Below are 24517 nucleotides of genomic sequence, written 5' to 3'. Positions count from 1 at the left end.
CGTCGCGACGGAGCTATTACAACGAAATACTGCCGGCCTTTTTCAACGGAATCGGCCCTTCGCGTCATTTGCTGCGGTTGCACAAAAGCGGTCGGTTTCGGGGCGAAGCGGACATCGACGAAGGTCCGGTAGCCGAGGAGGCCAGCCTGACGCCTTCAGTCGAATTGCGTCCATGATCGACGAGGAGCAGCGACCGCGCGGTTATTTGGAAAGCCACTCCTGAGAATGGGCGACCGATATCATGCCTTCAGGCGATAGGATGTGGAAGGCAGTTGTTGCAGGGTTGTGCGGAAGCATCACGCATTCGCTGCTGATGTATTTCAAATCTTGGGCTGAACTGCTTCCGTCATTCCAGCCCTACGAAAGTCTCCAGACGACACTGAGCCATGTAACGGGCACTGCAATCCATCCGGTGGTGCCTTGGTTACTTTCATTCCTGAATGGCTCAACCTTCGTCAGTTTCATCTTTGGACGTCTTTATCGATGGCTGCCAGGCAACGTCGGTGCGATCAAAGGAATGATATACGGTGTGCTCGGATGGGCGATTATGGGACTGGTGTTCTTTCCTATGATCGGCCTTGGGCTATTCGCACTCCAGGTTGGACTTGGCATTTCACCCGCACTGTTCTCGCTGGCAATGCTCCTAACCTACAGCGTAACACTGGGCATGGTTTACGGCGCACTCAATTCCTGACTTGTTTGAATGTGAGCAACGCATGCCCGTTTGGGGTCACAAGCGGCGGTCGAAGCGAGCGCGGCTCCTGTCCGCCGCTCTGCCGACAATAGCCGACATCACAACAGGATCAGCGTGGTTCGGCTAAGGGGCCAACAGGCGACATTCGCAAAATCAAAGAGGCCGCCAACTGAAGCGGCCTTAGTATAGCTCCCAATTCCTTCGGTCGGGCGCTCTTTTGTGAGCGCCGGGCGTCAATTTTCCAGTCCGGTACCGCTAATCGCAACGGCGGATCCTGCGGACCGAACCGTCGTCGCGCTCGATCGTGACGGTGCGGCATCCACCGCGATATCCGCGATCATATCCGTAAGCGCGATAAGCGGGTCGATCGTACTCTCGGTAGTACCGCCGCTCCGGGCCCACTCTCACGCCGCCGAGCGGAGTTTCAACGGCAACCTGAGCTGACGCGGGCGCAATGGAGATCGGCGTGGCGATAGCGAAACCAGCAACCGCCATTACACCGGCCAATAACAGAGTTCTCATACGAGTTCCTCCTGGGTATTGCAGTTGCTTTCCAACATCCCAGGTAGGGCAAGGTTCCTGCACGACATTCATCCAAACCGCGGGCGGCTCAGATCTAGGTCGCCCGCCTCGGATGGAATACGGACAGTGCCAGCCCGCCGCGCATATTCCTGAACCAAACAAATACCGACCGGAATGCCTGTTGAGGGTCAGACTCCGAAGAACTCGCTTTCAGCACAACGAGTCAGCCTTACTTCAATCAGCCGACATCAAGGCGGAGTTTGCAGAGGTCTGCGTCGAGCCAAAGCGGCGGTGCATTTCTGCAGCTACACATGAGGAGGAAAGGTCCGAGCTCCTTGCGGGAATGCCGGCCAAACATTCGCCGCAGTCGGCAAACTGCATTGGCAAAAATCGCGCACATCCTCGGATTTTCAAAAGGCATGGCGCAAGTTGGCGATTCGACCAATCAACCTGATCCCGTTCCTACAGTTGCCCTCGGGATGCCAACTGAGGTGTTTCAGCGGCCGGTGCGCACTGGCTGCTAGACGATCTGACGCAAGTCAGGTCGAATAGGAACAATTGGTGAACTCCGCCGTTCGTAGCGCACCGGCCGATGAACGTTCCAGGTCAGCCAAGAAGGCTGCTCAAACTCGCAAACGCCGCGCGGCGTGAAGGAGGCACAATGTCGACATGCGAAACCTGCGGCAATGACTATGACAAGACTTTTCAGGTGGTGATGAACGGCCAGGCGCACACGTTCGACAGCTTCGAGTGCGCAATTCATGCCTTGGCGCCAACGTGCAAGCATTGCGGAACGCGCATCGTAGGACACGGCCTGGAAAAGAGCGGCACCTACTATTGCTGCGACCACTGCGCCCAGAAGGAAGGCGTGACCGACCTCCGCGATCGTGTGTAGAGCCAGGAATAGACTCGGCGGTGTTGCACGCACCTTCCTCGGGAATTTTGGCGCCCACCCGGGGGAAGTGAGATGAAACCGGCTGCCGTTGCCAGCCGCTTTCGCGAGAATAGACGACCGACCAGCCGGCAGTCTCCGCTGGCCATGTCTTGCTTGAGACGATCTCAGTACGAGTTGCGCCATGGCGGCCGCAAATAATCGCCTTGTTACGGTGTTCGGTGGAACGGGGTTTCTCGGCCGCCGCGTTGTTCAACATTTGCTCCGGTCACCCGAGTTTTTCGTTCGGATTGCATCAAGACATCCCGAACGAGGCAGACAGCTTTTTGGCCACGACGACCCACGCCTCCAATCCGTGAACGTCGATCTACGCGACGAGGGTTCGATAGCCGCTGCTGTTGATGGCGCATACGGCGCCATCAACGCGGTCAGCCTCTATGTTGAACACGGACAGGAGACTTTTCATTCCGTGCATGTGGAATCAGCCCGGCGATTGGCGACCAGGGCACATCGAGCTGGCGTCAAGCGGCTCATCCACGTTTCCGGAATCGGCTCTGATGCCACGTCGCCGTCCCTCTATATTCGCAAGCGTGGCGAAGGCGAACTCGCGGTCCGCGCAGTATTTCCCGAGGCTACGCTGGTTCGCCCGGCGGTCATGTTCGGCCCGGATGACGCGTTTCTCACCATCATCCTCAAGCTGCTCCGCCGATATCCGATCTATCCGATGTTCGGCCGCGGATCGACGCGATTGCAGCCGGCCTATGTTGACGATGTGGCCGACGCGATCACAAGAGCGCTTCTGAACACCGAATCGAACGCAATCACGTATGAATGCGCGGGTCCTCGCATCTACACGTACGAAGAGCTTCTCAGAACCGTCGCGCACGCAGCCGGCCGCAGCCCCGTGCTGATTCCTGTACCGTTTACTGCTTGGCATGTCGCAGGATGGATTTCGGAGCTGCTTCCAAGGCCACCCATCACACGGAATCAGGTGGAATTGATGCAGATCGACAGCATCGCGTCGGTGGGAATGCCAGGATTTTCCGAGCTTGGAATCCCGCCGCAGTCAGTCGAACAGGTTGTACCGGCCATGTTGCGGGAAAGCTCGTAGGATGAGTTGAGTTCTTGCGAAACCCATCGCCCAAATGGGCGGACGCAGAATCTGGTAATGCTCTGTTAGCTCGATCCGATTTGTGAGGAAGAGGTTTGATGGGTTTCGCTTCGCTCTACCCATCCTACGAGCTGGACTCTGTCAGCTCCAAGGAGTTCTAATGTGTGTCTTGCTCCACATTACCGTGGGAGGAACTCACATGAAAAAGCTCTTGGTGATAGCGGGCTTGGTGGCGTTCTCATTCCCAGCGACCGCGCAAGACACGCCGACGCGGGTCACCCCTGATGCACTTGCGTGGAAGGAAAACCCGAGCTTTCCCAAAGGTGTCCAGCTCGCAACGCTGGTTGGAGACCCAACAAAAGCGGGGGATGTGGTTGTCTTGCGTATCAAATTTCCCCCTAATTTTCAGATGCCGCCGCACACTCATCCCTATTCCGAGGTCGTGACCATCATAAGCGGCGATATCGGGACTAGTCACGGCGAAACGTTCGAGAAGAAGGGCGAGTTGTTAAAGCCAGGCTCATTGTGGGTATATCCGGCAAAGCACCCTCACTACGCCTGGACCGGAAACGAGGAGGCCGTTCTCCAAGTTCAGTTTGTCGGTCCTGGAGGCATCGATTACATCAATCCAGCCGACGATCCGCGCAAGAAGTAAGCGTGGTCCCTACCGTCTTCGTGGCTCCCGATCGGACGGAACGAAACGGTTGGATGTGACCTTGATCCTCGCTACCAAATAGAGGACCATCGCGTTCCTGACCGCTCACGGCAGAATGGGCGAGGAAACGCAGCAATGAACGCAACTGCCGAATTCGGCTTGGTCGAACGTGCCTGCGCCATCGCGCCGCTGATTGCGCGCGAAGCCGATGAGATCGAGCTCACGCGGCGGCTGACGCCTCCTGTCGTCAATGCCCTCACCGAGAACGGGCTCTATCGCGCCCTCCTGCCGCAAAGCCTTGGCGGCGCTGAAGCGCCACCAGAAATCTTCATGCAGATGCTGGAGGAGATCGCGAAGGCGGATGCCTCGACCGCCTGGTGCCTCGGCCAGTGCAGCGTCTGCGCGATGATCGCGGCCTCGCTCGACCATGACACCGCGCAGGAGATCTTCAACACGCCGCCCGGCATCCTCGCCTGGGGTGCGATCGCGCATGAGGCACGCGCGGTCGAGGGCGGCTATCGCGTCACGGCGCGGTGGGATTTTGCCTCGGGCTCGCGGCAGGCGAGCTGGCTGGGGGCGCATGTGCGTATCGTCAATGCCGACGGCACGCCACGGAGGAATGCCGACGGGTCGCCGGAGGTGCGTACCATTCTGTTTCCGGTCGCGAGCGCCGTGCTGCACGATGTGTGGCAGGCAATCGGGCTGGCCGGCACCGGCACCGATTCCTACGAGGTCAGCGACCTCTTCATTCCCGAGCGCTTTACGGCGTTTCGCGACGTGCCGTTTGCGCTGCGCGAGACGGGTCCGCTCTACAAGATCGGTACCGGCTCGACCTTCAGCCTTGGCTTCGCCGCGGTCTCGCTCGGCGTGGCGCGGGCGACACTGGATGCGGCCATCGCACTGGCGCGTGGAAAACATCAGTCACTCGCGGCCAGCGCCATGCGCGACAACGGCGCGGTCCAGGGGCTGATCGGCCGCACCGAGGGCGACTTGCGCGCTGCGCGCGCCTATCTCTATGCGACCGCGCATGCGATGTGGCGCGATCTCTGCGCGACCGGCGAGTTCAGTGCGGCGCATCGCAGCGCGGTTCGGCTGGCCGCGACCTGGACCATCCACCAATCGGCGAAGGTGGTCGACGCCGCCTATCACATGGCCGGCGCGACCGCGGTGTTCCGCAGCAATCCGTTCGAGCGACGGTTTCGCGACATGCATGCGATCGCGCAGCAGATCCAGGCGCGCGACACGCATTACGAGGATGTGGGGAAGGCGATTTTGGCGGGAGGACGCTGAACGGCAGCCGCGATGACGTTGCACTCCCTCGCCCCGTTCTTACGGGGAGAGGGTTGGGGTGAGGGGCCTCTCTCCGCGGATGCGATCGGCGTGAGACCGGTACCCCCTCACCCGTAGGGCTATCGCTTATGCATTTCGCGGGGACCACCCGCGAGTTTGCTCCGCCTCTCCCGCTTGCGGGAGAGGCCGACGCGTCCCGGGCGATGCGAAGCATCGTCCCGAGCGCGGCGGGTGAGGGCTCGGGGAGAGGTGAGGGAGCATCACGCTCTTGCGCCGGACTCACGCCACCAGCGCGGCGTCCTCGTCCGTGGCGTCGATGCCGCGCTGCGCCGCCAAGAGGCTGATGATCTCCGCATTCGGCCTTGCCTTGCTGAACAGAAAGCCCTGGCCCTCGTCGCAGCCCTCGGTGCGGAGGCAGCTGAGCTCGGCTTCGGTCTCGACGCCTTCGGCGGTGATGGTGACCCCTAAGCCCTTGCCGAGGCTGACGATGGAGCGGATGATCGCCTGAGCTTCGCGGTTGGCCCCCAAATCACGCACGAAGGACTGATCGATCTTGATCTTGTCGAAGGGGAAGCTGCGCAGATAGCTGAGGCTGGAATAGCCGGTGCCAAAATCGTCCATCGAGATGCGCACATCGAGCGCGCGCAGCGCATGCAAGGTCGCCAGCACCTGCGTGCTCTTTTCCAGCAGCAGCGTCTCGGTGATCTCGAGCTCGAGCCGCCGCGGCGGCAGGCCGGAATGTTTCAGCGCGTCCGTCACCATCGACAGCAGATTGCCGCTGCGGAATTGCAGCGGGGACAGGTTGACGGCGACACGGACGTCGTCCGGCCACGCCGCGGCATCCAGGCACGCGCGGCGCAATATCAGGCCGCCGAGCGGATTGATCAGCCCGGTGTCCTCGGCGACCGGAATGAACTCGGCCGGCGAGACCATGCCGCGCTCGGCATGCGGCCAGCGCACCAGCGCCTCGAAGCCGGTGATGCGGCCGCTCTGGAGGTCGATCAGCGGCTGGTAATAGGGGCGCAGCACGTCGTTCTGGATCGCGTCGCGCAGCTCGACCTCGATCTTGCGCCGGCTCTGCGCTTTTGCATCCAGCGCCGCCTCGAAAAAGGCAAAGGTGCCGCGCGAATCGGCCTTGGCACGCGACAGCGCCATGTCGGCGCTCTTGAGCAGCTTTTCGGACTCATCGCCGTCGCCGGGCGCCATGGCGATGCCGATCGATGCGCCGATCACCACGGAATGACCGTCGAGCAGATAGGGATCGGCGATGGCTTCGAGCAGGCGCTTTGCCAGCATCACCGCATCCTCGGGACGTGCCAGGCCACTTTGGACAATGGCGAACTCGTCCGAATTCAACCGCGCCAGCGCGTCCTCCTCGCGCAAGGTCGAGCGCAGCCGCTTGGCGACGCCGCGGAGCAGCTTGTCGCCGACCGCGTGCCCCAGCGTGTCGTTGACCGCCTTGAAATTGTCCAGCCCCAGCATCAGCAGCGCGACCTTGTCGGTGCTGCGCCGCGTATGCAGCAGCATCTCGTCGACCTGCTGGCGCAGCAAATTGCGGTTCGGCAGCCCGGTCAGCCCGTCATGCTGAGCCATGAAGGCGAGCCGCGCCTCGGCGCGCTTGCGCTCGGTGATGTCCATCAGCGCGAGCAGCACCGCGGGCCGCCCGGCATAGGTCAGTTCGCGCGAGTAGATCGCAAGGTCGATCAGCGCGCCGTCGGCCTTGACATGCTTCCAGGTGCGGCCGGCGTGCTCCTCGCCGGTTGGATCGGTGGTCCAGGGCGGCTCGCTGTCGAAAGCCTGCAAGGAGCGGATCTTCAGCCGCTCGAACTCGGCGCGGCTATAGCCATAATGCGCGATCGCGGCATCGTTGACGCCGAGGATGCGTTCATCGTCCAGCGCGCAGACGATCATGGGAACGGGATTGCCGTCGAACAGCAGGCGGAACGAGGCCTCGCGCTGCTTCAATTCGGTGATGTCGACGCGCAGGCCGACGACGCCGCCGTCATCGGTCAATCGCTCGTCGATCAGGATGACGCGGCCGTCGGCGAGCTTCTGCTCGTGACGCGCGCCGGGCTGATAGAGCTTTTGCAGCCGCTGCGCGATCCACTCGTCCTCGTGGCCGACGGCCTCGGGATAGTCACCGCGGGCGACACCGATACGCAGCGTGTCCTCTAGGCGCGCGCCTTCGACGAACAGATCGGCGGTCTTGCTGTAGATCTCGGCGTATTGCTTGTTCCAGAGCACGTAGCGGCCGTCGGCATCGAGAAACACGATGCCCTGCGGCAGGATGTCGATGGCCTGGCGCAGGCGCTCATGGGATTTGTGCGCTTCCGCGATCGCGGCTTCCGCCTCGGCGCGGCTGCGCAAGAGTTCATCGCGGTCGGCAGGCGGATGAGGCGTGCGCGCGAAGCGCGGCTTGCGCGGCTGTCGGCCGGCTTGGGCAAGCACGTTGCGCTTTCGCTTTGCTGTCTTTCGAGACCCCAAACTCAACTTCACTCGTCCCAGTCACGCCCAGCGACCGCAGCTTTGGGGCAAGTGTCTGAAAAAAAAGTAATCTTGCCCGGCTGCGGCCGGCGCGAGTGGCCGCTTGCTGCCTGTTTGCGAGGCGCGGCTGCGTCGATGGGCGCCGCCAACCTCATCCCGGCGCCGCGGTGACGGACCGATCTGGCGCAAAATTGCGCGCGCGCTTGAATCATTTCCGAAATCGCGCGCGATTGCATGCGAACCGCGGTTATTCCTCACGTCGCGCACGAATTTTGGTCAATGCAGAACAGGGTTATCGCGCGATTAAGGATCGACCATCGCGCGCGCGACTTTGGGATGACGCGACGGATTTTGGCTGCCCGTGTGATCGCTGCACGGCGCTCATTCCTTAACCCTGACGCGGCGTTGGGTTATAAGGATTCGGCATGAGTCCCCGCCGCCTCGCTCCTCTCCTGCTTTTTGTGACATTCCTGGCCGCCGGCACCGCGCTGGCCCAGGACAAGGGCAGCGTCACCCCAAAACCGCTGCCGCCGCTCACCAATCCGAACGAGCCCTCCCTCGCCGCCAAGGAGCTGTTCGCGCGCAAGCTGCTGCCGTCGAAGGGATCGGCCCATGTCATCGGCTCCTACACCAAGGGCTGCATCGGCGGTGCCATGCAGATGCCGCTCAACGGCGACAATTGGCAGGTGATGCGGCTGTCGCGCAACCGCAATTACGGCCATCCCGACATGATCGCACTGATCAAGCGGCTCGCGGCCAAGGCGCACAAGGACGCCGGCTGGCCGGGCATTTTGGTCGGCGACATCGCGCAACCGCGCGGCGGGCCGGCGCTGTCAGGCCATGCCAGCCACCAGATCGGTCTCGATGCCGACATCTGGCTGACGCCGATGCCGGACCGCCGGCTTTCGCGCGAGGAGCGCGAGGAGATGTCGGCGGTGATGATGGTTCGCCCCGACCGGCTCGACGTCGATCCGAAGGTGTTCACGCCAGGCCATGTGCTGGTGCTGCGCGATGCGGCGCGGGAGCCGACGGTGCAGCGCATCTTCGTCAATGCCGCGATCAAGAAGGCGCTGTGCCGCGAGGCCAAGGGCGATCGCGCCTGGCTGTCGAAGATCCGCCCCTGGTGGGGCCACGACTATCATTTCCACATCCGCATGCACTGCCCGGCGGGCGCCGGAGAATGCGAGGGCCAGCCGTCGCAATCCGAGGACGAAGGCTGCAAGGCCTCCGATCTCGCCTATTGGTTCTCGGATGCAGTGCTACACCCAAAGCCGCCGCCGGAGCCGCCGAAACCGAAGCCGCCAATGACGCTGGCCGACATGCCGGCGGCATGCAAAGCCGTGCTCCATGCGGGTGATGCGAAGCCGTAGCCTCTCCGCCGTCGTCCTGGCGAAAGCCAGGACCCATTACCCCAGGGAGGAGTTGCGGCGCGAACTGGTCACCAGGAGTCTTCGCCAAACTGCATCTTGTGGTAATGGGTCCTGGATCGGCGCTCCGCTGGTCCAGGACGACGAACTGGGTTGGTTCGCGCCACCGAAATACGTTACAATACGTCGCCGCGCTGCCGTAAGCGTGCGACACCCGTCGGGACGCGCATCCCGCTCCAGCCGATCCCATCCGCATGCGCGGCGATATCGCCGTGCGCCAGCCACCGCGAGAACTCCATGCGCATCAGTGCACGCAATCAGATTAAGGGCAATGTCGTCGAGGTCACAAAGGGCGCCACGACCTCGCATATCCGCGTTGACATCGGCAACGGCACGATCGTGACGTCCTCGATCACCAACGAAGCCGTCGACGATCTCGGCATAAAGGCCGGCGGCAAGGTCACCGTGGTGATCAAGGCCTCCGACGTCATGATTGCCGTGGATTGATCATGAAATCGTCTCTCCTCATCGCGCTGCTGCTGCTCGGCGCAGCCCCCGCCTTTGCCGAGGAGCCGAGCGGCTGCGACAAGTTCAAATGGCCGATTGAGCGCGACCGCGCTGCGCTCATCGCGCCGGACCGTGCCAAGCTCGTCTCGGGCAGCGAACAGGCGGCAGTGCCGTCATCCGCCATCACGCTGGGGCTGGTCGCGCCCGCGGACGCAAAATTGCCGACGCCGCCTGAGCGCGCGCCCAAGGACGGCACCTTCGCGGGCTTCACCAGCATCAAGACGCCGAAGGCCGGGCTCTACGCGATTAGCCTGTCCACCGGGGCCTGGGTTGACGTGGTCCAGGATGGCCATGTCCTCAAGCCCGTGGCTTTTAGCGGCGCGACCGATTGCGACGGCATCCGCAAGACCATGAAATATCAGCTGTCGGCACAGCCCTTCGTGCTCCAGGTCAGCGGCGCCAAGGACAATTCGGTCTCGATCGCGATCCTGCCGGCGCAATAGCTCGATCCGTAGAGGCAAACGGCCGCCTTTGACCTGAGCCACCAGCCTGCTATCTTCGCGAGCAGCGATATCCCTGCCGGCCGTAAGCCGTCGCAAGGCCCGTGGAACAGCGCGTCCGCCCGTCGCATCAGACCCACCCAACGCCAGATTTGCGCGCCTCACCGCGCGCGAGCTCGCACGGAGCGCTATCCATGTTTCGTATTGCCGCACTTGTCACCGTCTTCGTCATCCTCGCGGGCGCAAGCCCGTCGCCCGCCGCCGAGGACAAGACCATCACCGTGTTCGCGGCCGCTTCGATGAAGAACGCGCTGGACGAGATCGACGCGGCCTACACCGCCAAGACCGGCGTCAAGTTCAGCGTCAGCTATGCCGCAAGCTCGGTGCTGGCCAGGCAGATCGAGCAGGGCGCGCCGGCCGACATATTCGTCTCCGCGGACACCGACTGGATGGACTACGCCATCGCCAGGAAGACCATCAACGAATCCACCCGCGTCAATCTGCTCGGCAACAGCATCGTGCTGATCGCGCCGAAGGACTCCAAGGTCGACGACGTCTCGATCGCGCAAGGCTTCGATCTCGCCAAGCTCGCCGGCGACGGCAGGATCGCGACCGGCGACGTGAAATCCGTGCCGGTCGGCAAATACGCCAAAGCTGCGCTCGAGAAGCTGGGCGCCTGGCAGGCCGCCGAGCCGAAATTCGCCATGGCCGAGAGCGTGCGCGGCGCGCTGACGCTGGTGGCGCGCGGCGAGGCCGTGCTCGGCATCGTCTATGCCACCGACGCCAAGGTCGAGCCGGGCGTGAAGATCGTCGGCACCTTCCCGGCGGATTCGCACCCCCCGATCATCTATCCCGTCGCCACGACCACGACCGCGAAGGGCGAGAGCAGCGACTATCTCGCCTTCCTGCGCTCGACGGCCGCCAAGACCATTCTGGAAAAATACGGCTTCAAGTTCCTGATCAGCCCCACCACGTGATATCTCTGGCTTGATGTCTGAGATTTCACCCGCCGAATGGACGGCGATCCTGCTTTCGCTCAGGGTCGCCATTGTCGCAACGCTGGTGGCGACGCCGTTCGGCATCGCGCTGGCATGGCTGCTCGCGCGGCGCGATTTCTGGGGCAAGTCGCTGCTCGACGCTACCGTGCATCTGCCGTTGGTGCTGCCGCCTGTGGTCACCGGCTATCTGCTGCTGCTCAGCTTCGGCCGCCGCGGCCCCGTCGGTAGTTTCCTCGCCGACCATCTCGGCATCGTGTTCTCTTTCCGCTGGACCGGCGCTGCGCTCGCCTGCGGCGTGATGGCGTTTCCGCTGCTGGTGCGGCCGATGCGGCTGTCGATCGAGGCGATCGACCGCCGGCTCGAGCAGGCCGCCGAGACGCTTGGCGCGGCGCCGTGGAAGGTGTTCTTCACGGTGACGCTGCCGCTCGCGCTGCCCGGCGTGCTCGCCGGCATGGTGCTCGGCTTCGCCAAGGCGATCGGCGAGTTCGGCGCCACCATCACCTTCGTCTCCAACATTCCCGGCGAGACCCAGACGATCTCGTCCGCGATCTATTCGCTGATCCAGACGCCCGACGGCGACGCTGCCGCAGGGCGGCTCGTCATCGTCTCGATCGTGCTCGCGCTCGGGGCACTGATTGCGGCAGAATGGTTCGCCCGCCGCGCCACGGCGCGGCTGCACGGGAATTGACCATGCTGCGCGTCGATGTCGAGAAACAGCTGGGTGAGTTTTCGCTGCACGCGTCCTTCACCAGCGAGGGCCGCGTCATCGGCCTGTTCGGCGCCTCGGGCGCCGGCAAGACCTCGCTGGTCAACATGATCGCGGGCCTGTTGCGGCCCGACCGCGGCAGCATCGTGATCGACGGCGAGACCGTCGACGACACCGCGGCCGGCATCCATGTGCCGGCCTGGCGCCGCCGCATCGGCTATGTGTTCCAGGACGCGCGGCTGTTTCCGCATCTCAACGTGGCGCAGAATCTCGACTATGGACGGCGGATGAACGGCCTCGCCGCCGATCCGGCCCAGCACAAGCGCATCGTCGATCTCCTCGACATCGGCGCCCTGCTCGGCCGCCGGCCCGGAAAGCTCTCCGGCGGCGAGCGCCAGCGCGTCGCGCTCGGACGCGCGCTGCTATCGAAGCCGCGCCTCCTGCTGCTCGACGAGCCGCTCGGGGCGCTCGACGAAAGCCGCAAGCTCGAAATCCTGCCCTATCTGGTGCGGCTGCGGGACGAGGCCAACGTGCCGATGGTCTATGTCAGCCACGACGCCGCCGAGCTGCGCCAGCTCGCCACACAGATCGTGATGCTGAAGCAGGGCCGCGTGACGTCGTTTGGCGGGGTGAAGGTGCTGACGTGAAGACGTAGTCCGGATGGAGCGCAAGCGTAATCCGGGGCGGTGCAGCGGGTGAGAGCGCACCCGGATTTCGCTTCTCGCTCCATCCGGGCTACGCGGCTGCATCATTCAGAGCTACCACCCGCGCTCGACGTTGCGCACCTCGCCCGTCCTCGCGTCGACATAGACTTCCATCCAGCGGCCGACACGATCCCGTCCATCAACCTCCCATTCGTCGCCGAGGAAGTTGGTGTGCGAGACCGTCACGACGCCGAGATCTGTCGCGACATCGAGTGCGGCCTGCATCGAGATCTGATCGCCGGTATCATAAGCCATCGCCGGTGCGGCAGCGCCAAGCGCAAGGGCCGTGAGAATCGGAAGAATGAACTTTCGCATTGCATACTCCTGTCAGTCCAAGCGGTTACGCGCCTTAGAACGAGCGGCATGGCGGAGTGTTCCGGGTTTCAAGGTCACGAAACCGCGCAAATCTTCGGCGGTTGCGGCGATTTGGTGACGGTTCCTCTTCGTGGTCGTCCTGGCGAAAGCCAGGACCCATAACCACCAACTGCGGTTTGGCGAGGACTCGTGGTTGCCACTCTCGGCAACAACTTGTTTCTGGGGTAATGGGTCCTGGCTTTCGCCAGGACGACACCCCAAGTTAAACCCCCGCCACCGACGCCCATACGTCGGCGAGCTTGCGCCGCAGCGCTTGCGTGCGGGTGAGCGGCGCGGGGGTCTCGTCCTCTTCCGGCAGGCGTAGGCCGACGACGTTGACGCGGCCGCCGGAGATCGAGCGCGCGACCAGCACGATCGTGTCCAGCGCGAGCTCGGCGCCCTCCTTCGGCGCGCGGTCGAGATGGACGTCGAAATAATCGGCCAGCGTCAGCTTGCCGTCGTCCGCGCCGAGCTTCACGCCGTAGATCTCGGCGAGTTCGGCAAGCGTGTGCTCGCCGGAGACCACGAAGTCGCCGAGCAGATGCGGATCGGGCGCCGAGCTCGGCTGCATGTCGACGAAGAAGCGGTCGAGCGCCTCGGCCTTTTCCGGCGGCGCCAGCAGGTAGATGTAGTCGCCCGGCGCGACCGGATCGGCCTCCGTCGGCGTCAATATGTTCTCGTTGCGGATCACCAGCGTCGGCTTGGACCAGGACGGGATCAGGCCACGGCGGAAATACAGGCTCTTCGGCCGCACCGGATAGCCGACCAGCTGCTGCTCGAGCTGGCCCGGCAGATCCAACTCGACGCGGCGCGGACCGCGCTCGGCGCGCGGCAGCGCCACGTGCAGCTTGCGCGCGGCAGGCGCCAGCGTCCAGCCTTGCAGCAGCAGCGAGATGATGACGACGACGAAAGCCACGTCAAAATAGAGATAGGCCTTGGACAGGCCGACCAGCATCGGGATCGACGCCAGGAAGATCGCGACGGCACCGCGCAGGCCTGTCCAGGCGATGAAGACCTTCTCGCGCCAGTTGAAGCGGAACGGCGCAAGGCACGCGAGCACCGCGAGCGGCCGCGCGACCAGCATCAGCATGAGAGCGACGGCGACTGCCGGCAGCACGCTGGCACCGAGCCGGCTCGGCGAGACCAGGAGGCCGAGCAGCACGAACATCACGATCTGCGCCAGCCAGGTCGCGGCGTCCAGGAAGGCCACCACCGAATTATGCGCGCGCGTCGGCCGGTTGCCGATGATGATGCCGGCGAGATAGACCGCGAGAAAGCCTGATGCGTGCATGATCTGCGAGCCGCCGAAGATGACGAGCGCGCCTGTCGTCACGAACGGCGCATGCAGGCCCTGCGGCAGTGCCACCTGATTGAGCGCGATCACGACCAGGCGTCCGCCGATAACGCCGACCACGGCGCCCAGCACCGCCTCCTGAACGAATTCGATCAGCACATGGCCGGGCGAGCTCGATCCCAGCGAGATGTACTCGACCAGCATGAGCGTGAGGAAGATCGCAAACGGATCGTTGGTGCCGGATTCCGCCTCCAGCGTCGCGCCGACGCGCGGGCGCAGGCGCAGGCCCTGGGTGTGCACCAGCAGGAAAACCGCGGCGGCGTCGGTCGAAGCGACCACGGCGCCGACCAGCAGCGACTCCGTCCAGTTGAGATCGAGCGCGTATTTCGCGAAGGGCGCCGTGATCAACGCCGTCAGCAGTACGCCGATCGTCGCGAGCACCACGGAGGGCGCGAGCACGGTGCGGATGCTGGCAAAGCGCGTCCGCAAGCCGCCGTCGAACAGGATCAAGGCGAGCGCGACCGAGCCGACCAGATAGGTGGTGCGGACGTCGTCGAACTGGAGCTGCCCGGGGCCGGAATCGCCCGCGAGCATGCCGATCGCAAGGAAGACCAGCAGCAGGGGCGCGCCGAAGCGCAGCGCAAGCAGGCTCGAGAGGATGCCGGCCATGACGAGGACAGCGCCGAGCAATATGGCGAGACTGACGGAGTCGAGGGAGGCCATCCACCTTCCGGGTACAAATCGCTGGAATTGCATCCTTATCGTCGGCGGACTCGCGCGCCAACCCATTTTCTCCCGCTCGCGGCAATCTGGCCGCATTTTGCGGCCTTAACGCGCATCACTTCGCGGTGTATCGATGGTCCGGCCGTGCCCTTTGTGGGATTCTGCGGCTCCTTCGAATCAATTCCTCCCGCCCGCTTCCCGACGAGACCGCCCCGATGGACATGGACCTCAAGGATTTCATGGAGTTCGTGCAGACCACCGCGCGCAGCGTCGGGGCGGAGATCTCCTCACCCTGGTTCTACCTGCAATTCGGTCTCATCCTGACCGCGGCCGGCATCGCCTATGCCGCGGAGGCGGCCATTCGCATCCGCGTCGACATGACGTCGCTGGCGATGCGCTGGCCGCTGCCGCTCCGGCACTTCGTCCGGGTGATGGTCGGAAGCGCCTCGACGGCGGTGTTCACCCTGCTCGTGATCATTTCACGCGTGGTGATGTACCATGCGACCTGGCCGAGCCGCAGCTATCTGTTGATGGTCGCGGCCAAGCTCGGGCTGGCGTGGCTCGTGATCCGGCTGCTCACCTCGGTGCTGCGCAACGCCTTCATCGTCAAGCTGGTGTCGATCACGGCGTGGTTCGTCGCCGCGCTCTCCATCCTCGGCCAGCTCGATGCGACGGTCGAGCTGCTCGATTCCTTCGCCATTGTGCTCGGCGGCCTGCGGCTGACCCCGCTGTTGGCGCTCAAGGCCGGCGCGCTGCTGCTGATCGCGCTCTGGCTGACCAACATCGCGAGCAATTTCGCCGAGAGCCGGATCAATGCGACCACCGATCTGACGCCCTCGGTGCAGGTGCTGCTGGTGAAAATCATCCGCATCGGGCTGCTTGCGGTCGCGATCGTGATCGCGCTCGGCGCGGTCGGGATCGATCTGTCGGCGCTCGCGGTATTCTCCGGCGCGGTCGGCGTCGGCATCGGTATCGGCCTGCAGAAGATCGTCGCCAATTTCATCTCGGGGATCATCCTGCTCGCCGACAAGTCGGTGAAGCCCGGTGACCTCGTCACCATCGGCGACAACACCGGGCGCATCAGCGCGATGAAGACGCGCTATATTTCCGTCGCTGCCGGCGACGGGCGCGAATTCCTGGTGCCGAACGAGGATCTGGTGACGCAGAAGGTCGTCAACTGGACCTATACCGACAAGAACACGCTGGTGAAGATCGCCTTCGGCACCAATTACGACGCCGACCCACGCCTGGTCTGCAAGCTCGCCGCCGAGACCGCCGCTGCCCATCCGCGCGCGCAGAAGGGCAAGCCGCCGAACTGCATTTTGACCGAGTTTGCCGAGGCCGGCATGAAGTTCTCGCTGACCCTGTGGCTCGCCGATCCCGACGGCATGGACACCGTCAAGAGCGACGTGATGCTGGCACTGTGGGACGCCTTCAAGCGCGAGGGCATCCGGGTTCCCTACCCCGTCCGCGAAATCCGCATTCGAGGTGGCGCGCTACCGGTGGAAACTACCGTAGAAGTCCCGAATTAGGCCCGGTTTCGGGTGCAAAGGTCACGCTTGGCTTGCATGAAGGCCCGCAATCATTAAATTAGGGCCTGAAATCAAGCCTTTCCGCCGAACATCGAAATCAGGCCCCGAGCCCGGAAGACAGTTCCCGCATGAGCTACGTCGAAGCCACCGATACCTCCCTGCGCAAGACCGGACAGATCAAGCTGCATGGGCCGAGCGCCTTTGCCGGCATGCGCAAGGCGGGCGCATTGGTGGCCAAGTGCCTCGACGAGCTCACCGACATCGTCGGGCCCGGCGTGCCGACTTCGCGCATCGACGAATTCGTCCGCGACTTCGCCTTCAGCAACAACGCCTATCCGGCGACGCTGATGTATCGCGGCTACCGTTACTCGACCTGCACCTCGCTCAACCACGTGGTCTGCCACGGTATGCCCGGCGACCGCCCGCTGAAGGAAGGCGACATCGTCAACATCGACGTCACCTTCATCGTCGACGGCTGGTACGGCGATTCCAGCCGGATGTATGCGGTCGGCCCGATCGCGCGGAAGGCCGAGCGGCTGATCGAAGTCACCTATGAAGCGATGATGCGCGGCATCGCCGCGGTGAAGCCCGGCGCCACCACCGGCGACATCGGCTACGCCATCCAGAGTTTCGTCGAGCCGCAGGGCATGAGCGTGGTGCGCGATTTCTGCGGCCACGGCCTCGGGCGCATGTTCCACGACGAGCCGAACATCATCCATATCGGCCGTCCCGGCGAGGGCGTGCAGCTCAAGCCCGGCATGTTCTTCACCATCGAGCCGATGATCAATCTCGGCAAGCCGCACGTCAAAATCCTCTCCGACGGCTGGACCGCAGTCACCCGCGACCGCTCGCTGTCGGCGCAGTTCGAGCATTCGGTCGGCGTAACGGCGACCGGCGTCGAGATCTTCACGCTGTCGGAGCGGCACGGCGAGAAGCAGATCGGGTGATTGCCGGCACCATCGTAGCGCGATCTTGCCGTCCTCTCGGCCGATGACGATCTCCCGCCAGAGCTAATGGGAGAGAGGTGAGTGAACGGATCGACGCGGCGCGGATTCCTGGGGTTTGTATCGGCCAGTGCGGCGGGATTGCTCCAGAGCGGTGCGAAGGCCGCTCCCGCTTCAACGGACGCTGAGCCGGCCTGCATCCTGACGCCCCAGGCGGAGGAAGGGCCGTTCTATGCCGACCCGAAACTCGTTCGGTCCGACATCACGGAGGGCAGGCCCGGTGTGCCACTGACACTGCGGCTGCGCGTGATCGAAGCCGGGCCCTGCACGGCAATCAGGGACGCCCGGGTCGACATCTGGCATTGCGATGCAAGAGGCCTCTATTCGGCGTTTCCCGGCCAGGGCGACGGCCACAACATCGACGCGACCAGCAAGACGTTTTTGCGCGGCACGCAGATGACCGACGAGGCCGGCTGGGTTGCGTTCAATACCATCTATCCCGGCTGGTACGACGGCCGCGCCACGCACATCCATTTCAAGGTATTTTTGGACGACCGCACGGTGCTGACCGGGCAGACTTTCCTGCCGGACGCACTGAACGAGTTCATCTACATCAACGTTCCCGCCTACAAGGACCGCGCCCGGCAGCGCACGATCATCAACGCCAATGACGTCGTGATCGGACGCTCCGATCCCGAGCATCGCGCCTTCTGCGCGGTGAAGGAGGAGCGCGACCGCTACGTTGCGACGCTGACGCTCGGCGTCGACCGCCGCACCGATGCGACCGTCGGGCGCCGCGGACCTCCGCCGGGTCCACCGCCGTCAGGCATGGGCGGATCGATGTTCGGCCGCCCGATCAAGGACAGGCTCGCCGCACTGGTGCCGGGGTTGAAGCCGGGGCGCTAGAGCTGCGTCTCTGACGTCTGGTTCACTCAATGTCATTCCGGGACGTCATTCCGGGGCGCGACGAAGTCGTAAGCCCGGAATCCATTCAGCCGCGTACTCTATGGCCCGATGGATTCCGTGCTCTCTCGCTCCGCTCGGGCCGCGGAATGACGGAATGGACTGTTGGGGTCACAACGCCAGAGCGGCGCCGTGCCGCAATTGACGGTTGCAAAAAAGCCGGCCCCCGGCAATGCTGGCGGCCGATGCCCGCCAAGCCAGACCACGACAAGAGCAAGCCTGAGGACACGCCGCATTATCACGGCCATCGCGAGCGGCTGCGGGAGCGCTTCTACAGCGCGGGCGCGGATGCGCTCAGCGACTACGAGCTGCTCGAGCTGGCGCTGTTTGCCGCGCTGCCGCGGCGGGACACAAAACCGCTGGCGAAGACGCTGATCAAGACTTTTGGTTCGTTCGCCGAGGTCGTGCATGCCCCGGTGGCGCGCCTGCGCGAGGTGGACGGCGTCGGCGAGGCCGCGATCCACCAGCTCAAGCTGATCGCAGCGGCGGCGCACCGCGTCGCCAAGGGCGAGGTCAATAGCCGCAACGCGCTGTCGTCCTGGAACGAGGTGATCGACTACTGCCGCACGAGCATGGCCTTCGCCGACAAGGAGCAATTCCGCCTGCTCTTCCTCGACAAGCGCAACCAGCTCATCGCCGACGAGGTGCAGCAGACCGGCACCGTCGACCATACCCCGGTCTATCCCCGCGAAGTGATCAAGCGCGCGCTCGAACTCTCCGCGACTGCGCTGATCCTGGTGCACAACCACCCATCCGGCGATCCCTCGCCCTCGCAGGCCGACATCCAGATGACCAAGGCGATCATCGACATCGCAAAGCCACTGGGGATTTCCGTGCACGACCACATCATCGTCGGTCGAAGCGGCCACGCCAGCCTGCGCGGGATGCGGTTGATCTAGAGCGGAATGGCTTTAGCCTGTCTCCGCTTGGGGATTGTCCCATTGCGGAAGCACCCTCTCCCCAACCCTCTCCCGCAAGCGGGAGAGGGAGTGCACCTCCATTATGACCGGCAATGTCATCGAACGGACTGCCATCCTTTCGGCGTCCAGCGGAGCAGCGCTCCCGAAAGCGGCTTCGGCGCACGGGCCACGACGTTCCGGGCGAGCGTACGCAGCGCGTCGAGCGCGGCGCTGCTGTCCTCGCCCGAATAGAGCACGAGATCGGGCGTCGGAACCGCCACGATCAGAACGCCACCCTGGGCTTGCGCGAGCGGCGCCCAGCTGTCGATCAGCGCAAGCCGGCTTGTCGCATAGTAATCGCCCTTCAACGTGCCGAACTGTCCGGGCACGGCCGGCTTTGCACCGGACATGAGCGGCTTCAAGCTGCTGCGTACATTGGCGATGGCGATGTCGAAGACCTGGTCCGATGTCAAGCCGAGCGCAGCACGGTCCTTGTCATTGAAGATCCTGACCGTGCGCGGCGAGTCGAGCACCGGGACGATCACCAACCCCTCCGCGAGCGGACGCGTCGGGATGGTGCCGGCAGACTCGAGCTCGCGAAGCGCCTGCCGCATATAGTCGGTCGAGCGCACCACAATTCGGAGAGCTGCTTTGGTCGGAGCGTCCTTTACGTTGCCGGTCGTTGCGACGACCCCGCCGACATAGGTCTCGATCTCCTTGGCGCAGCCGCTCGTGTTGGCCTTGCAGAAAGCGTAGATGCGATCGAGGTTGGCTTGCAAGGGACCGATCGAAAGCGTCAGAGGGCCCTTGATCACGACTTGTGTGTTACGAACCACGGCCTTTATCCGTGCCGCCACGAAAGCAGTGAACGCAGGCTCGTCGGTGGGGATTCGTTGCGCAGATGCAGGGCCGACAGCGAGGAGAGAGCCGCCGACGATCGCAGCGGTCAGCCACCGGCACATGCGAGACCGGATACACATACGCCTCGCTCGGGCCTGTTGCGCCAAAGGGCGGGCATGTCGCGACAGCACGCTTGCAGCGCCCTCAGACCGAGGGGCCCCTGGCCAGAGCAAAGGAAAGCACGATCGCATCCGGCGTCTGCTTGAATTCTCTGGTCACCGTCTCGTGCACGAGGCCGGCAAGGTCGCCCAACGGCTTGGTTTGATAAAGGCCCGGAAACATGACCGTCACCGATGCGAGGCGGCCATTGTGCCAGTTGAAACCGACCTTCGGCCTTACGCCGGTCGACTGCTCGAGATCACCCTCCACGGCCCGTGCGTACTGCATTCCGTTTTTCAGCGCGCCAAAGGCATCGCAGCCGGACAGGGCAAAGGCGAGGACGATGATGACGATGGCTCTGAACATCGAAAGGACCTGAACGGAATGCACGCTCTACGTTGGATTGCGGCAACCGTATCATGCAACACGCCGATCAGACCACAGAAAAGACGTGGCGGCGCCCAGCCGCCGGAGGCGGGGTGTCGCGGCCGTTAGTGGTGGCGGATCGCCGAGCCGGCTGCGGGCTTGCCTACAGAGTGGGGTTACGGTTCGACCCAGCGCTGCACCGCTTCGACCGTGTCGGCGGGCGTCGTATTGAAGCAGATCGCGGCTTCCGGCGCCAGGCGGTGGATGAGGTTGAGCACCTTCTCGAACAGCAGCAGGCGCTCCTTGGGCTCGCGGAGCCCGGCGCCGATCACGATGCAGTCGAAGCGCTCGTCGCGCAGCGCCGCCGTCACGGCAGCCTCGGCGGTCGCATCGAGATCGATCAGACAGCTCGTGACCTCGAAGCCGAGGCCGCGCAAACGCAGGAGCTGGGCCTCGATGTAGCTGCGGACATGTTCGGGCGTGAGCTGCGGGAATGCGCTATAATCCGCATTGCCGGGTTCGATGCCGATCGCGAGGACACGCTTGGCCATGCGGATCTCCCAACGGAATCACCTGTTCCGCTAACCGATTCCCTGCCGGTCCGGTTCCCGTGAGAGCTCGCCGTGTCATCGTCGCAGCGGGGCTGAACGAGCCTACTGACGCAGCATGATCAGGGGATCGGCGGTGTCGGGAACACGCCGCCACTGCGCATTGTCGTCGGCCTCGAACTGCCAGGCCTCGCCCGCCTTCGACATCAGGATGATCTGGCCGCGCTCGAGCCGCCATTGCGTCGGGTTGAACTGTGCGATCGCCGCGTCGCATTTCGGCTTGAGGAAGACCTGGAAATTGTCCGGTCCCGCCTCGGTGTTGGTCAGCGTCAGCCCGCAGACCGGCTGGCCGTTGCCACGCACCATCGACCAATCGCCGATCATCTGGTCCATCGACTTGGCCATCGAGCGCGCGGCGGCGAGATCTTGCAGGATGTAGACGCCCTCGCCCTGACGCAGGCCCTCGAAGATGCCGGCCTCGACCTCGGTGAAGTCGATCACGGCTTCACCGGTCGCGTCCTGCAAGCGGACAATGTCGAGACCTCGAACGTTCCAGGCGACGATGTCCTTGGTGAAAGGCAGCGCGGTCTTGCAGGCCGGCTCCAGCTCCAGTTTAAAACCCTGGCCCGCGGCGTCGCCCTTGAGCGTGACGACGCAGGTCTTGCTGCGCTCGGTGGTCGACAGCTCCCACTGCCCGGGCATCTGCTTCTTCAGGGTCGTCGCATCCTGCGCATGCGCGATGCCGATCGCGGCCAAGTAGGCCGCGACGGCGAATGCAACGCCCCGAAGAGCTCTCATCAGCGCCCCCTGAACGGCGTTTCCGCAACCGGCGTCAGCGGCGCCTTGCCGGCGAACCAGGACTTGAGATTGTCGACCACGAGCTGGTCCATCGCGTTGCGCGTTACCACCGAGGCCGAGCCGATATGCGGCAGCAGCACGACGTTCTGCATGGACTTGAGCTCGTCCGGCACGTTCGGCTCGGCCGCGAACACGTCGAGGCCGGCGGCGAGAATGGTGCCGGATTTCAGCGCCCGCACCAGCGCCGGCTCGTCCACCACCGAGCCGCGCGCGACGTTGATCAGCACGCCGCGCGGGCCGAGCGCCTTCAGCACCTCGGCATTGATCATTTTGTTCGTGCTGGCGCCGCCGGGCACGATCACCATCAGCGTGTCCACCGCCTTCGCCATCTCGATCAAATCAGGATAGTGCTTGTAGGAGACGTCCTTGGACGGATTGCGGGAATGGTAGACCACCGGCACCAGCGATGCATCGAGCCGGCGCGCGATGGCCTGGCCGATTCGGCCCATGCCGACGATGCCGACCTTGCGGTCGCGCAGCGAGCCGACGCTGAGCGGATAATTCTGCGTCTGCCACAGTCCGGAGCGGACATAGCGGTCGGCCTTGATGAACTCGCGCAGGGTGGAGATCAGAAGGCCCATCGCGACGTCGGCGACCTCCTCGGTCAGCACGTCGGGCGTGTTGGTGACGATGATGTTGTGCTCGGCCGCGTATTTGGCGTCGATGTGGTCGTAACCGACGCCGAAGCTCGCCACCATCTCGATCTTGGGCAGCTGCGACAGCGAATCCTTGTCGGCGCGCACGGTGTGATAGGTCACGGCGACGCCGCGGATCTTGTCGCGGACCGCCGGCGTCAGCCTCTCGAGGTCACCGCGCGTCTCGGCCTTGTGCACGACGAAATGGTCGGAAAACCCGTTGTCGAGGATCGGCCGCACCGGCCCATAGATCAGAAGGTCGATCTTTTCGGACGAAATCGAACCGGTAGACATCAGCTTTCCTTTCCAAGCGCGCTCTCATGCCAGCGCCGTAAAACGAGGTGCGAAACTAGCGCCAGCACCCCATAGATGACAATCCCGGCCAGCGACAACAAAAGCAGCGCCGCGAACATGCGGGGTATGTTCAATCGATACCCTGACTCGGCGATCCTGTAGGCGAGCCCGGAGCCGGCACCGGCCGTTCCGGCCGCGATCTCGGCCACGACTGCGCCGATCAGCGACAGGCCGCCGGCGATGCGCAAGCCGCCGAGAATGTAGGGCAGCGCCGCGGGCAGCTTGAGAAAGCGCAGGGTCTGTGGCGGCGAGGCGCCATAGAGCTGGAACAAGCCGGCGAGATTGCGGTCGACCGAGTTGAGTCCGAGCGTGGTGTTGGACAGCACCGGGAAAAAGGCGACGATGAAGGCGCAGACCACCACCGCGGTCTGCTGCTCCAGATAGATCAGAAGCAGCGGCGCAATCGCGATGACAGGCGTCACCTGGAGGACGACGGCATAGGGGAACAGCGAATATTCGACCCATTTCGACTGATTGAACAAGAGCGCCAGCGCGATGCCGCCGACGCTCGCGGCGACAAACCCTTCGAGCGTGGTCAGCAGCGTGGTCGCGAGCGACTGCGACAGCACCGCCCAGTCCTTGATCAGTGTCAGAAAGATGACGGAGGGCGCCGGCAGCACGTAGGGCGGAATGTCCTTGATGCGAACCACCAGTTCCCAGGCGAGGAGGCCGGCCGCGAACACGATGACGGGAAGCACGAAGCGCATCGCACGTTGCGCGCCGGACGGTTTTACGGTGACGGCAGCTTGCGCGTTCATAGCGTCGACTGCCCCGCATAGGACGGCGCCAGCGCGGCCGACACTCTTCGGCAATAATCAGAATAGGCCGCTGAGGTGCGAAACTCCTCAGCGCGCGGCTCGATTGTCTCGATACGGAGGTCGGCTTGAATGCGGCCGGGCCGCGCCGTCATCACCACCACGCGCTGCGACAGGTAGACGGATTCGAACACCGAATGGGTGACGAAGATGATGGTCTTGCCGAGGCTGCGCCACAGCGCGAGCAAATCGTTGTTGAGGCGGAAGCGCGTGATCTCGTCGAGCGCCGCGAACGGCTCGTCCATCAGCAGGATATCGGGATCGGTGACGAGCGCGCGCGCCAGCGACACCCGCATCTTCATGCCGCCGGAGAGCTCGCGCGGAAAGGCATCGGCAAAATCGGCAAGCCCGACGCTCGCGAGCGCCGCGTCGGCACGCGCGCAGGCCTCTGCCTTCGGAACGCGGCCAAGCCTTAGGGGTAGCCGCACGTTGTCGCGCACGCTGGCCCAGGGCATCAGCGTTGGCTCCTGGAACACGAATCCGATGCCGTGGCCCGGTTGCGGCACGCCTTCGTGACGTGCCACCCGCACGATTCCCGACGATGACGTGCTGAGCCCCGCGATCAGCCGCAGCGCGGTCGACTTGCCGCAACCGGACGGGCCCAGCAGCGAGATGAACTCGCCCTTGCGCACCGCGAGATCGAGCGGGCCGAGCGCCATGACACCGTTATCATACGTCTTCGTCACGCCGCGCAGGCTGACGGCGAGAGCCGTCAGGCTGGCCTCGACGGCGGATGACGTTGAGTGCTCTACCATCGATCGCAGGCTGTGATGCGGTGAGATCGAGCTGCAACCTGCACCTCT

The 24517-nt window shown here is 64.1% G+C and carries 25 protein-coding genes; 15 read left to right on the top strand and 10 right to left on the bottom strand.

Annotation, left to right across the window (positions count from 1 at the left end):
- Positions 1 to 259: 259 nt before the first annotated feature.
- From AAE027_RS22905 to AAE027_RS22885, 5 genes are all read left to right on the top strand, one after another.
- Positions 260 to 694 carry a DUF6789 family protein gene (locus AAE027_RS22905; protein WP_370989598.1) on the top strand — a complete coding sequence of 145 codons (435 nt, stop codon included), beginning with the start codon at positions 260 to 262 and terminating at the stop codon, positions 692 to 694.
- A gap of 1183 nt (positions 695 to 1877) precedes the next feature.
- Positions 1878 to 2111, top strand: coding sequence for a hypothetical protein (locus AAE027_RS22900; protein WP_370989597.1), 234 nt, complete (start codon positions 1878 to 1880; stop codon positions 2109 to 2111).
- Positions 2112 to 2292: 181 nt separating this feature from the next.
- Positions 2293 to 3219, top strand: a complete 927-nt coding sequence (locus AAE027_RS22895) for a complex I NDUFA9 subunit family protein (RefSeq protein WP_370989596.1) — start codon at positions 2293 to 2295, stop codon at positions 3217 to 3219.
- Between the two features lie 199 nt (positions 3220 to 3418).
- Complete coding sequence (locus AAE027_RS22890) at positions 3419 to 3874, top strand: cupin domain-containing protein (protein ID WP_370989595.1); 456 nt, start codon at positions 3419 to 3421, stop codon at positions 3872 to 3874.
- A gap of 135 nt (positions 3875 to 4009) precedes the next feature.
- Positions 4010 to 5164, top strand: coding sequence for an acyl-CoA dehydrogenase family protein (locus AAE027_RS22885; protein ID WP_370989594.1), 1155 nt, complete (start codon positions 4010 to 4012; stop codon positions 5162 to 5164).
- Between the two features lie 279 nt (positions 5165 to 5443).
- Here the strand turns inward: AAE027_RS22885 and AAE027_RS22880 are convergent, their stop codons facing one another.
- Positions 5444 to 7612, bottom strand: a complete 2169-nt coding sequence (locus AAE027_RS22880) for a putative bifunctional diguanylate cyclase/phosphodiesterase (RefSeq protein WP_370989593.1) — start codon at positions 7610 to 7612, stop codon at positions 5444 to 5446.
- Positions 7613 to 8073: 461 nt separating this feature from the next.
- On the opposite strand from AAE027_RS22880, the gene mepA reads away from it, so the two are divergent.
- From mepA to modC, 6 genes are all read left to right on the top strand, one after another.
- The gene (gene mepA, locus AAE027_RS22875; RefSeq protein WP_370989591.1) at positions 8074 to 9018 is read left to right on the top strand and encodes a penicillin-insensitive murein endopeptidase; all 945 of its coding nucleotides are present in this window, start codon (positions 8074 to 8076) and stop codon (positions 9016 to 9018) included.
- A gap of 294 nt (positions 9019 to 9312) precedes the next feature.
- Entirely contained in the window at positions 9313 to 9522 is a 210-nt protein-coding gene (locus AAE027_RS22870) for a TOBE domain-containing protein (RefSeq protein ID WP_091896881.1), read from the top strand.
- Between the two features lie 2 nt (positions 9523 to 9524).
- The gene (locus AAE027_RS22865; RefSeq protein WP_091896878.1) at positions 9525 to 10025 is read left to right on the top strand and encodes a hypothetical protein; all 501 of its coding nucleotides are present in this window, start codon (positions 9525 to 9527) and stop codon (positions 10023 to 10025) included.
- A gap of 191 nt (positions 10026 to 10216) precedes the next feature.
- Complete coding sequence (gene modA, locus AAE027_RS22860) at positions 10217 to 10999, top strand: molybdate ABC transporter substrate-binding protein (protein WP_370989590.1); 783 nt, start codon at positions 10217 to 10219, stop codon at positions 10997 to 10999.
- A 13-nt stretch (positions 11000 to 11012) separates the two neighbouring features.
- Positions 11013 to 11708 carry a molybdate ABC transporter permease subunit gene (gene modB / locus AAE027_RS22855; RefSeq protein WP_130217833.1) on the top strand — a complete coding sequence of 232 codons (696 nt, stop codon included), beginning with the start codon at positions 11013 to 11015 and terminating at the stop codon, positions 11706 to 11708.
- Between the two features lie 2 nt (positions 11709 to 11710).
- A complete protein-coding gene (modC, locus tag AAE027_RS22850) occupies positions 11711 to 12373 on the top strand; it encodes a molybdenum ABC transporter ATP-binding protein (RefSeq protein ID WP_370989589.1) in 663 nt (220 codons plus the stop codon).
- A gap of 111 nt (positions 12374 to 12484) precedes the next feature.
- Here the strand turns inward: modC and AAE027_RS22845 are convergent, their stop codons facing one another.
- Both AAE027_RS22845 and AAE027_RS22840 read right to left on the bottom strand, forming a co-directional pair.
- A complete protein-coding gene (locus AAE027_RS22845) occupies positions 12485 to 12745 on the bottom strand; it encodes a PepSY domain-containing protein (protein WP_128936962.1) in 261 nt (86 codons plus the stop codon).
- A 262-nt stretch (positions 12746 to 13007) separates the two neighbouring features.
- On the bottom strand, positions 13008 to 14801 hold the full coding sequence (locus tag AAE027_RS22840; protein ID WP_091896859.1) for a potassium/proton antiporter: 1794 nt from the start codon (positions 14799 to 14801) through the stop codon (positions 13008 to 13010).
- Between the two features lie 215 nt (positions 14802 to 15016).
- On the opposite strand from AAE027_RS22840, the gene AAE027_RS22835 reads away from it, so the two are divergent.
- From AAE027_RS22835 to radC, 4 genes are all read left to right on the top strand, one after another.
- The gene (locus AAE027_RS22835) at positions 15017 to 16333 is read left to right on the top strand and encodes a mechanosensitive ion channel family protein (RefSeq protein WP_370989588.1); all 1317 of its coding nucleotides are present in this window, start codon (positions 15017 to 15019) and stop codon (positions 16331 to 16333) included.
- Between the two features lie 128 nt (positions 16334 to 16461).
- Positions 16462 to 17280 (top strand): type I methionyl aminopeptidase, encoded by an 819-nt coding sequence (map, locus tag AAE027_RS22830; protein WP_128940269.1) that lies wholly within the window; start codon positions 16462 to 16464, stop codon positions 17278 to 17280.
- Between the two features lie 81 nt (positions 17281 to 17361).
- Positions 17362 to 18183 (top strand): intradiol ring-cleavage dioxygenase, encoded by an 822-nt coding sequence (locus AAE027_RS22825; protein WP_091896853.1) that lies wholly within the window; start codon positions 17362 to 17364, stop codon positions 18181 to 18183.
- 242 nt (positions 18184 to 18425) lie between these two features.
- The gene (gene radC / locus AAE027_RS22820; protein ID WP_370989587.1) at positions 18426 to 19139 is read left to right on the top strand and encodes a RadC family protein; all 714 of its coding nucleotides are present in this window, start codon (positions 18426 to 18428) and stop codon (positions 19137 to 19139) included.
- Positions 19140 to 19255: 116 nt separating this feature from the next.
- Here radC and AAE027_RS22815 read toward each other — a convergent pair whose 3' ends face one another.
- From AAE027_RS22815 to AAE027_RS22785, 7 genes are all read right to left on the bottom strand, one after another.
- Positions 19256 to 19975 carry a DUF1444 domain-containing protein gene (locus tag AAE027_RS22815; protein ID WP_370989586.1) on the bottom strand — a complete coding sequence of 240 codons (720 nt, stop codon included), beginning with the start codon at positions 19973 to 19975 and terminating at the stop codon, positions 19256 to 19258.
- A gap of 208 nt (positions 19976 to 20183) precedes the next feature.
- Entirely contained in the window at positions 20184 to 20504 is a 321-nt protein-coding gene (locus AAE027_RS22810) for a hypothetical protein (RefSeq protein ID WP_370989585.1), read from the bottom strand.
- A 176-nt stretch (positions 20505 to 20680) separates the two neighbouring features.
- Positions 20681 to 21055 carry a hypothetical protein gene (locus AAE027_RS22805; RefSeq protein WP_370989583.1) on the bottom strand — a complete coding sequence of 125 codons (375 nt, stop codon included), beginning with the start codon at positions 21053 to 21055 and terminating at the stop codon, positions 20681 to 20683.
- Between the two features lie 102 nt (positions 21056 to 21157).
- Positions 21158 to 21850, bottom strand: a complete 693-nt coding sequence (locus AAE027_RS22800; protein ID WP_091896838.1) for an AprI/Inh family metalloprotease inhibitor — start codon at positions 21848 to 21850, stop codon at positions 21158 to 21160.
- On the bottom strand, positions 21850 to 22839 hold the full coding sequence (locus AAE027_RS22795) for a 2-hydroxyacid dehydrogenase (protein WP_370989582.1): 990 nt from the start codon (positions 22837 to 22839) through the stop codon (positions 21850 to 21852). Before AAE027_RS22795 ends, AAE027_RS22800 begins: the two co-directional genes overlap by 1 nt.
- Positions 22839 to 23657, bottom strand: a complete 819-nt coding sequence (locus tag AAE027_RS22790) for an ABC transporter permease (RefSeq protein WP_370989581.1) — start codon at positions 23655 to 23657, stop codon at positions 22839 to 22841. The genes AAE027_RS22795 and AAE027_RS22790 overlap by 1 nt, the downstream gene beginning before the upstream one ends.
- On the bottom strand, positions 23654 to 24469 hold the full coding sequence (locus AAE027_RS22785) for an ABC transporter ATP-binding protein (RefSeq protein ID WP_370989580.1): 816 nt from the start codon (positions 24467 to 24469) through the stop codon (positions 23654 to 23656). The genes AAE027_RS22790 and AAE027_RS22785 overlap by 4 nt, the downstream gene beginning before the upstream one ends.
- Positions 24470 to 24517 lie beyond the last annotated feature (48 nt).

It is taken from the genome of Bradyrhizobium sp. DN3, from assembly GCF_041357655.1.
Lineage (GTDB): Bacteria > Pseudomonadota > Alphaproteobacteria > Rhizobiales > Xanthobacteraceae > Bradyrhizobium.
The sequence above is the reverse complement of the archived record's forward strand: the minus strand, read 5'-3'. Positions and strand labels throughout refer to the sequence as shown.

What these genes read in the sequence shown, in the direction of transcription:
- AAE027_RS22905 (WP_370989598.1), top strand. Translation starts at nt 260, where the DNA reads ATGTGGAAGGCAGTTGTTGCAGGGTTGTGCGGAAGCATCACGCATTCG.
- AAE027_RS22900 (WP_370989597.1), top strand. Translation starts at nt 1,878, where the DNA reads ATGTCGACATGCGAAACCTGCGGCAATGACTATGACAAGACTTTTCAG.
- AAE027_RS22895 (WP_370989596.1), top strand. Translation starts at nt 2,293, where the DNA reads ATGGCGGCCGCAAATAATCGCCTTGTTACGGTGTTCGGTGGAACGGGG.
- AAE027_RS22890 (WP_370989595.1), top strand. Translation starts at nt 3,419, where the DNA reads ATGAAAAAGCTCTTGGTGATAGCGGGCTTGGTGGCGTTCTCATTCCCA.
- AAE027_RS22885 (WP_370989594.1), top strand. Translation starts at nt 4,010, where the DNA reads ATGAACGCAACTGCCGAATTCGGCTTGGTCGAACGTGCCTGCGCCATC.
- mepA (WP_370989591.1), top strand. Translation starts at nt 8,074, where the DNA reads ATGAGTCCCCGCCGCCTCGCTCCTCTCCTGCTTTTTGTGACATTCCTG.
- AAE027_RS22870 (WP_091896881.1), top strand. Translation starts at nt 9,313, where the DNA reads ATGCGCATCAGTGCACGCAATCAGATTAAGGGCAATGTCGTCGAGGTC.
- AAE027_RS22865 (WP_091896878.1), top strand. Translation starts at nt 9,525, where the DNA reads ATGAAATCGTCTCTCCTCATCGCGCTGCTGCTGCTCGGCGCAGCCCCC.
- modA (WP_370989590.1), top strand. Translation starts at nt 10,217, where the DNA reads ATGTTTCGTATTGCCGCACTTGTCACCGTCTTCGTCATCCTCGCGGGC.
- modB (WP_130217833.1), top strand. Translation starts at nt 11,013, where the DNA reads ATGTCTGAGATTTCACCCGCCGAATGGACGGCGATCCTGCTTTCGCTC.
- modC (WP_370989589.1), top strand. Translation starts at nt 11,711, where the DNA reads ATGCTGCGCGTCGATGTCGAGAAACAGCTGGGTGAGTTTTCGCTGCAC.
- AAE027_RS22845 (WP_128936962.1), bottom strand. Translation starts at nt 12,745, where the DNA reads ATGCGAAAGTTCATTCTTCCGATTCTCACGGCCCTTGCGCTTGGCGCT.
- AAE027_RS22840 (WP_091896859.1), bottom strand. Translation starts at nt 14,801, where the DNA reads ATGGCCTCCCTCGACTCCGTCAGTCTCGCCATATTGCTCGGCGCTGTC.
- AAE027_RS22835 (WP_370989588.1), top strand. Translation starts at nt 15,017, where the DNA reads ATGGACATGGACCTCAAGGATTTCATGGAGTTCGTGCAGACCACCGCG.
- map (WP_128940269.1), top strand. Translation starts at nt 16,462, where the DNA reads ATGAGCTACGTCGAAGCCACCGATACCTCCCTGCGCAAGACCGGACAG.
- radC (WP_370989587.1), top strand. Translation starts at nt 18,426, where the DNA reads ATGCCCGCCAAGCCAGACCACGACAAGAGCAAGCCTGAGGACACGCCG.
- AAE027_RS22810 (WP_370989585.1), bottom strand. Translation starts at nt 20,504, where the DNA reads ATGTTCAGAGCCATCGTCATCATCGTCCTCGCCTTTGCCCTGTCCGGC.
- AAE027_RS22805 (WP_370989583.1), bottom strand. Translation starts at nt 21,055, where the DNA reads ATGGCCAAGCGTGTCCTCGCGATCGGCATCGAACCCGGCAATGCGGAT.
- AAE027_RS22800 (WP_091896838.1), bottom strand. Translation starts at nt 21,850, where the DNA reads ATGAGAGCTCTTCGGGGCGTTGCATTCGCCGTCGCGGCCTACTTGGCC.
- AAE027_RS22795 (WP_370989582.1), bottom strand. Translation starts at nt 22,839, where the DNA reads ATGTCTACCGGTTCGATTTCGTCCGAAAAGATCGACCTTCTGATCTAT.
- AAE027_RS22790 (WP_370989581.1), bottom strand. Translation starts at nt 23,657, where the DNA reads ATGAACGCGCAAGCTGCCGTCACCGTAAAACCGTCCGGCGCGCAACGT.
- AAE027_RS22785 (WP_370989580.1), bottom strand. Translation starts at nt 24,469, where the DNA reads ATGGTAGAGCACTCAACGTCATCCGCCGTCGAGGCCAGCCTGACGGCT.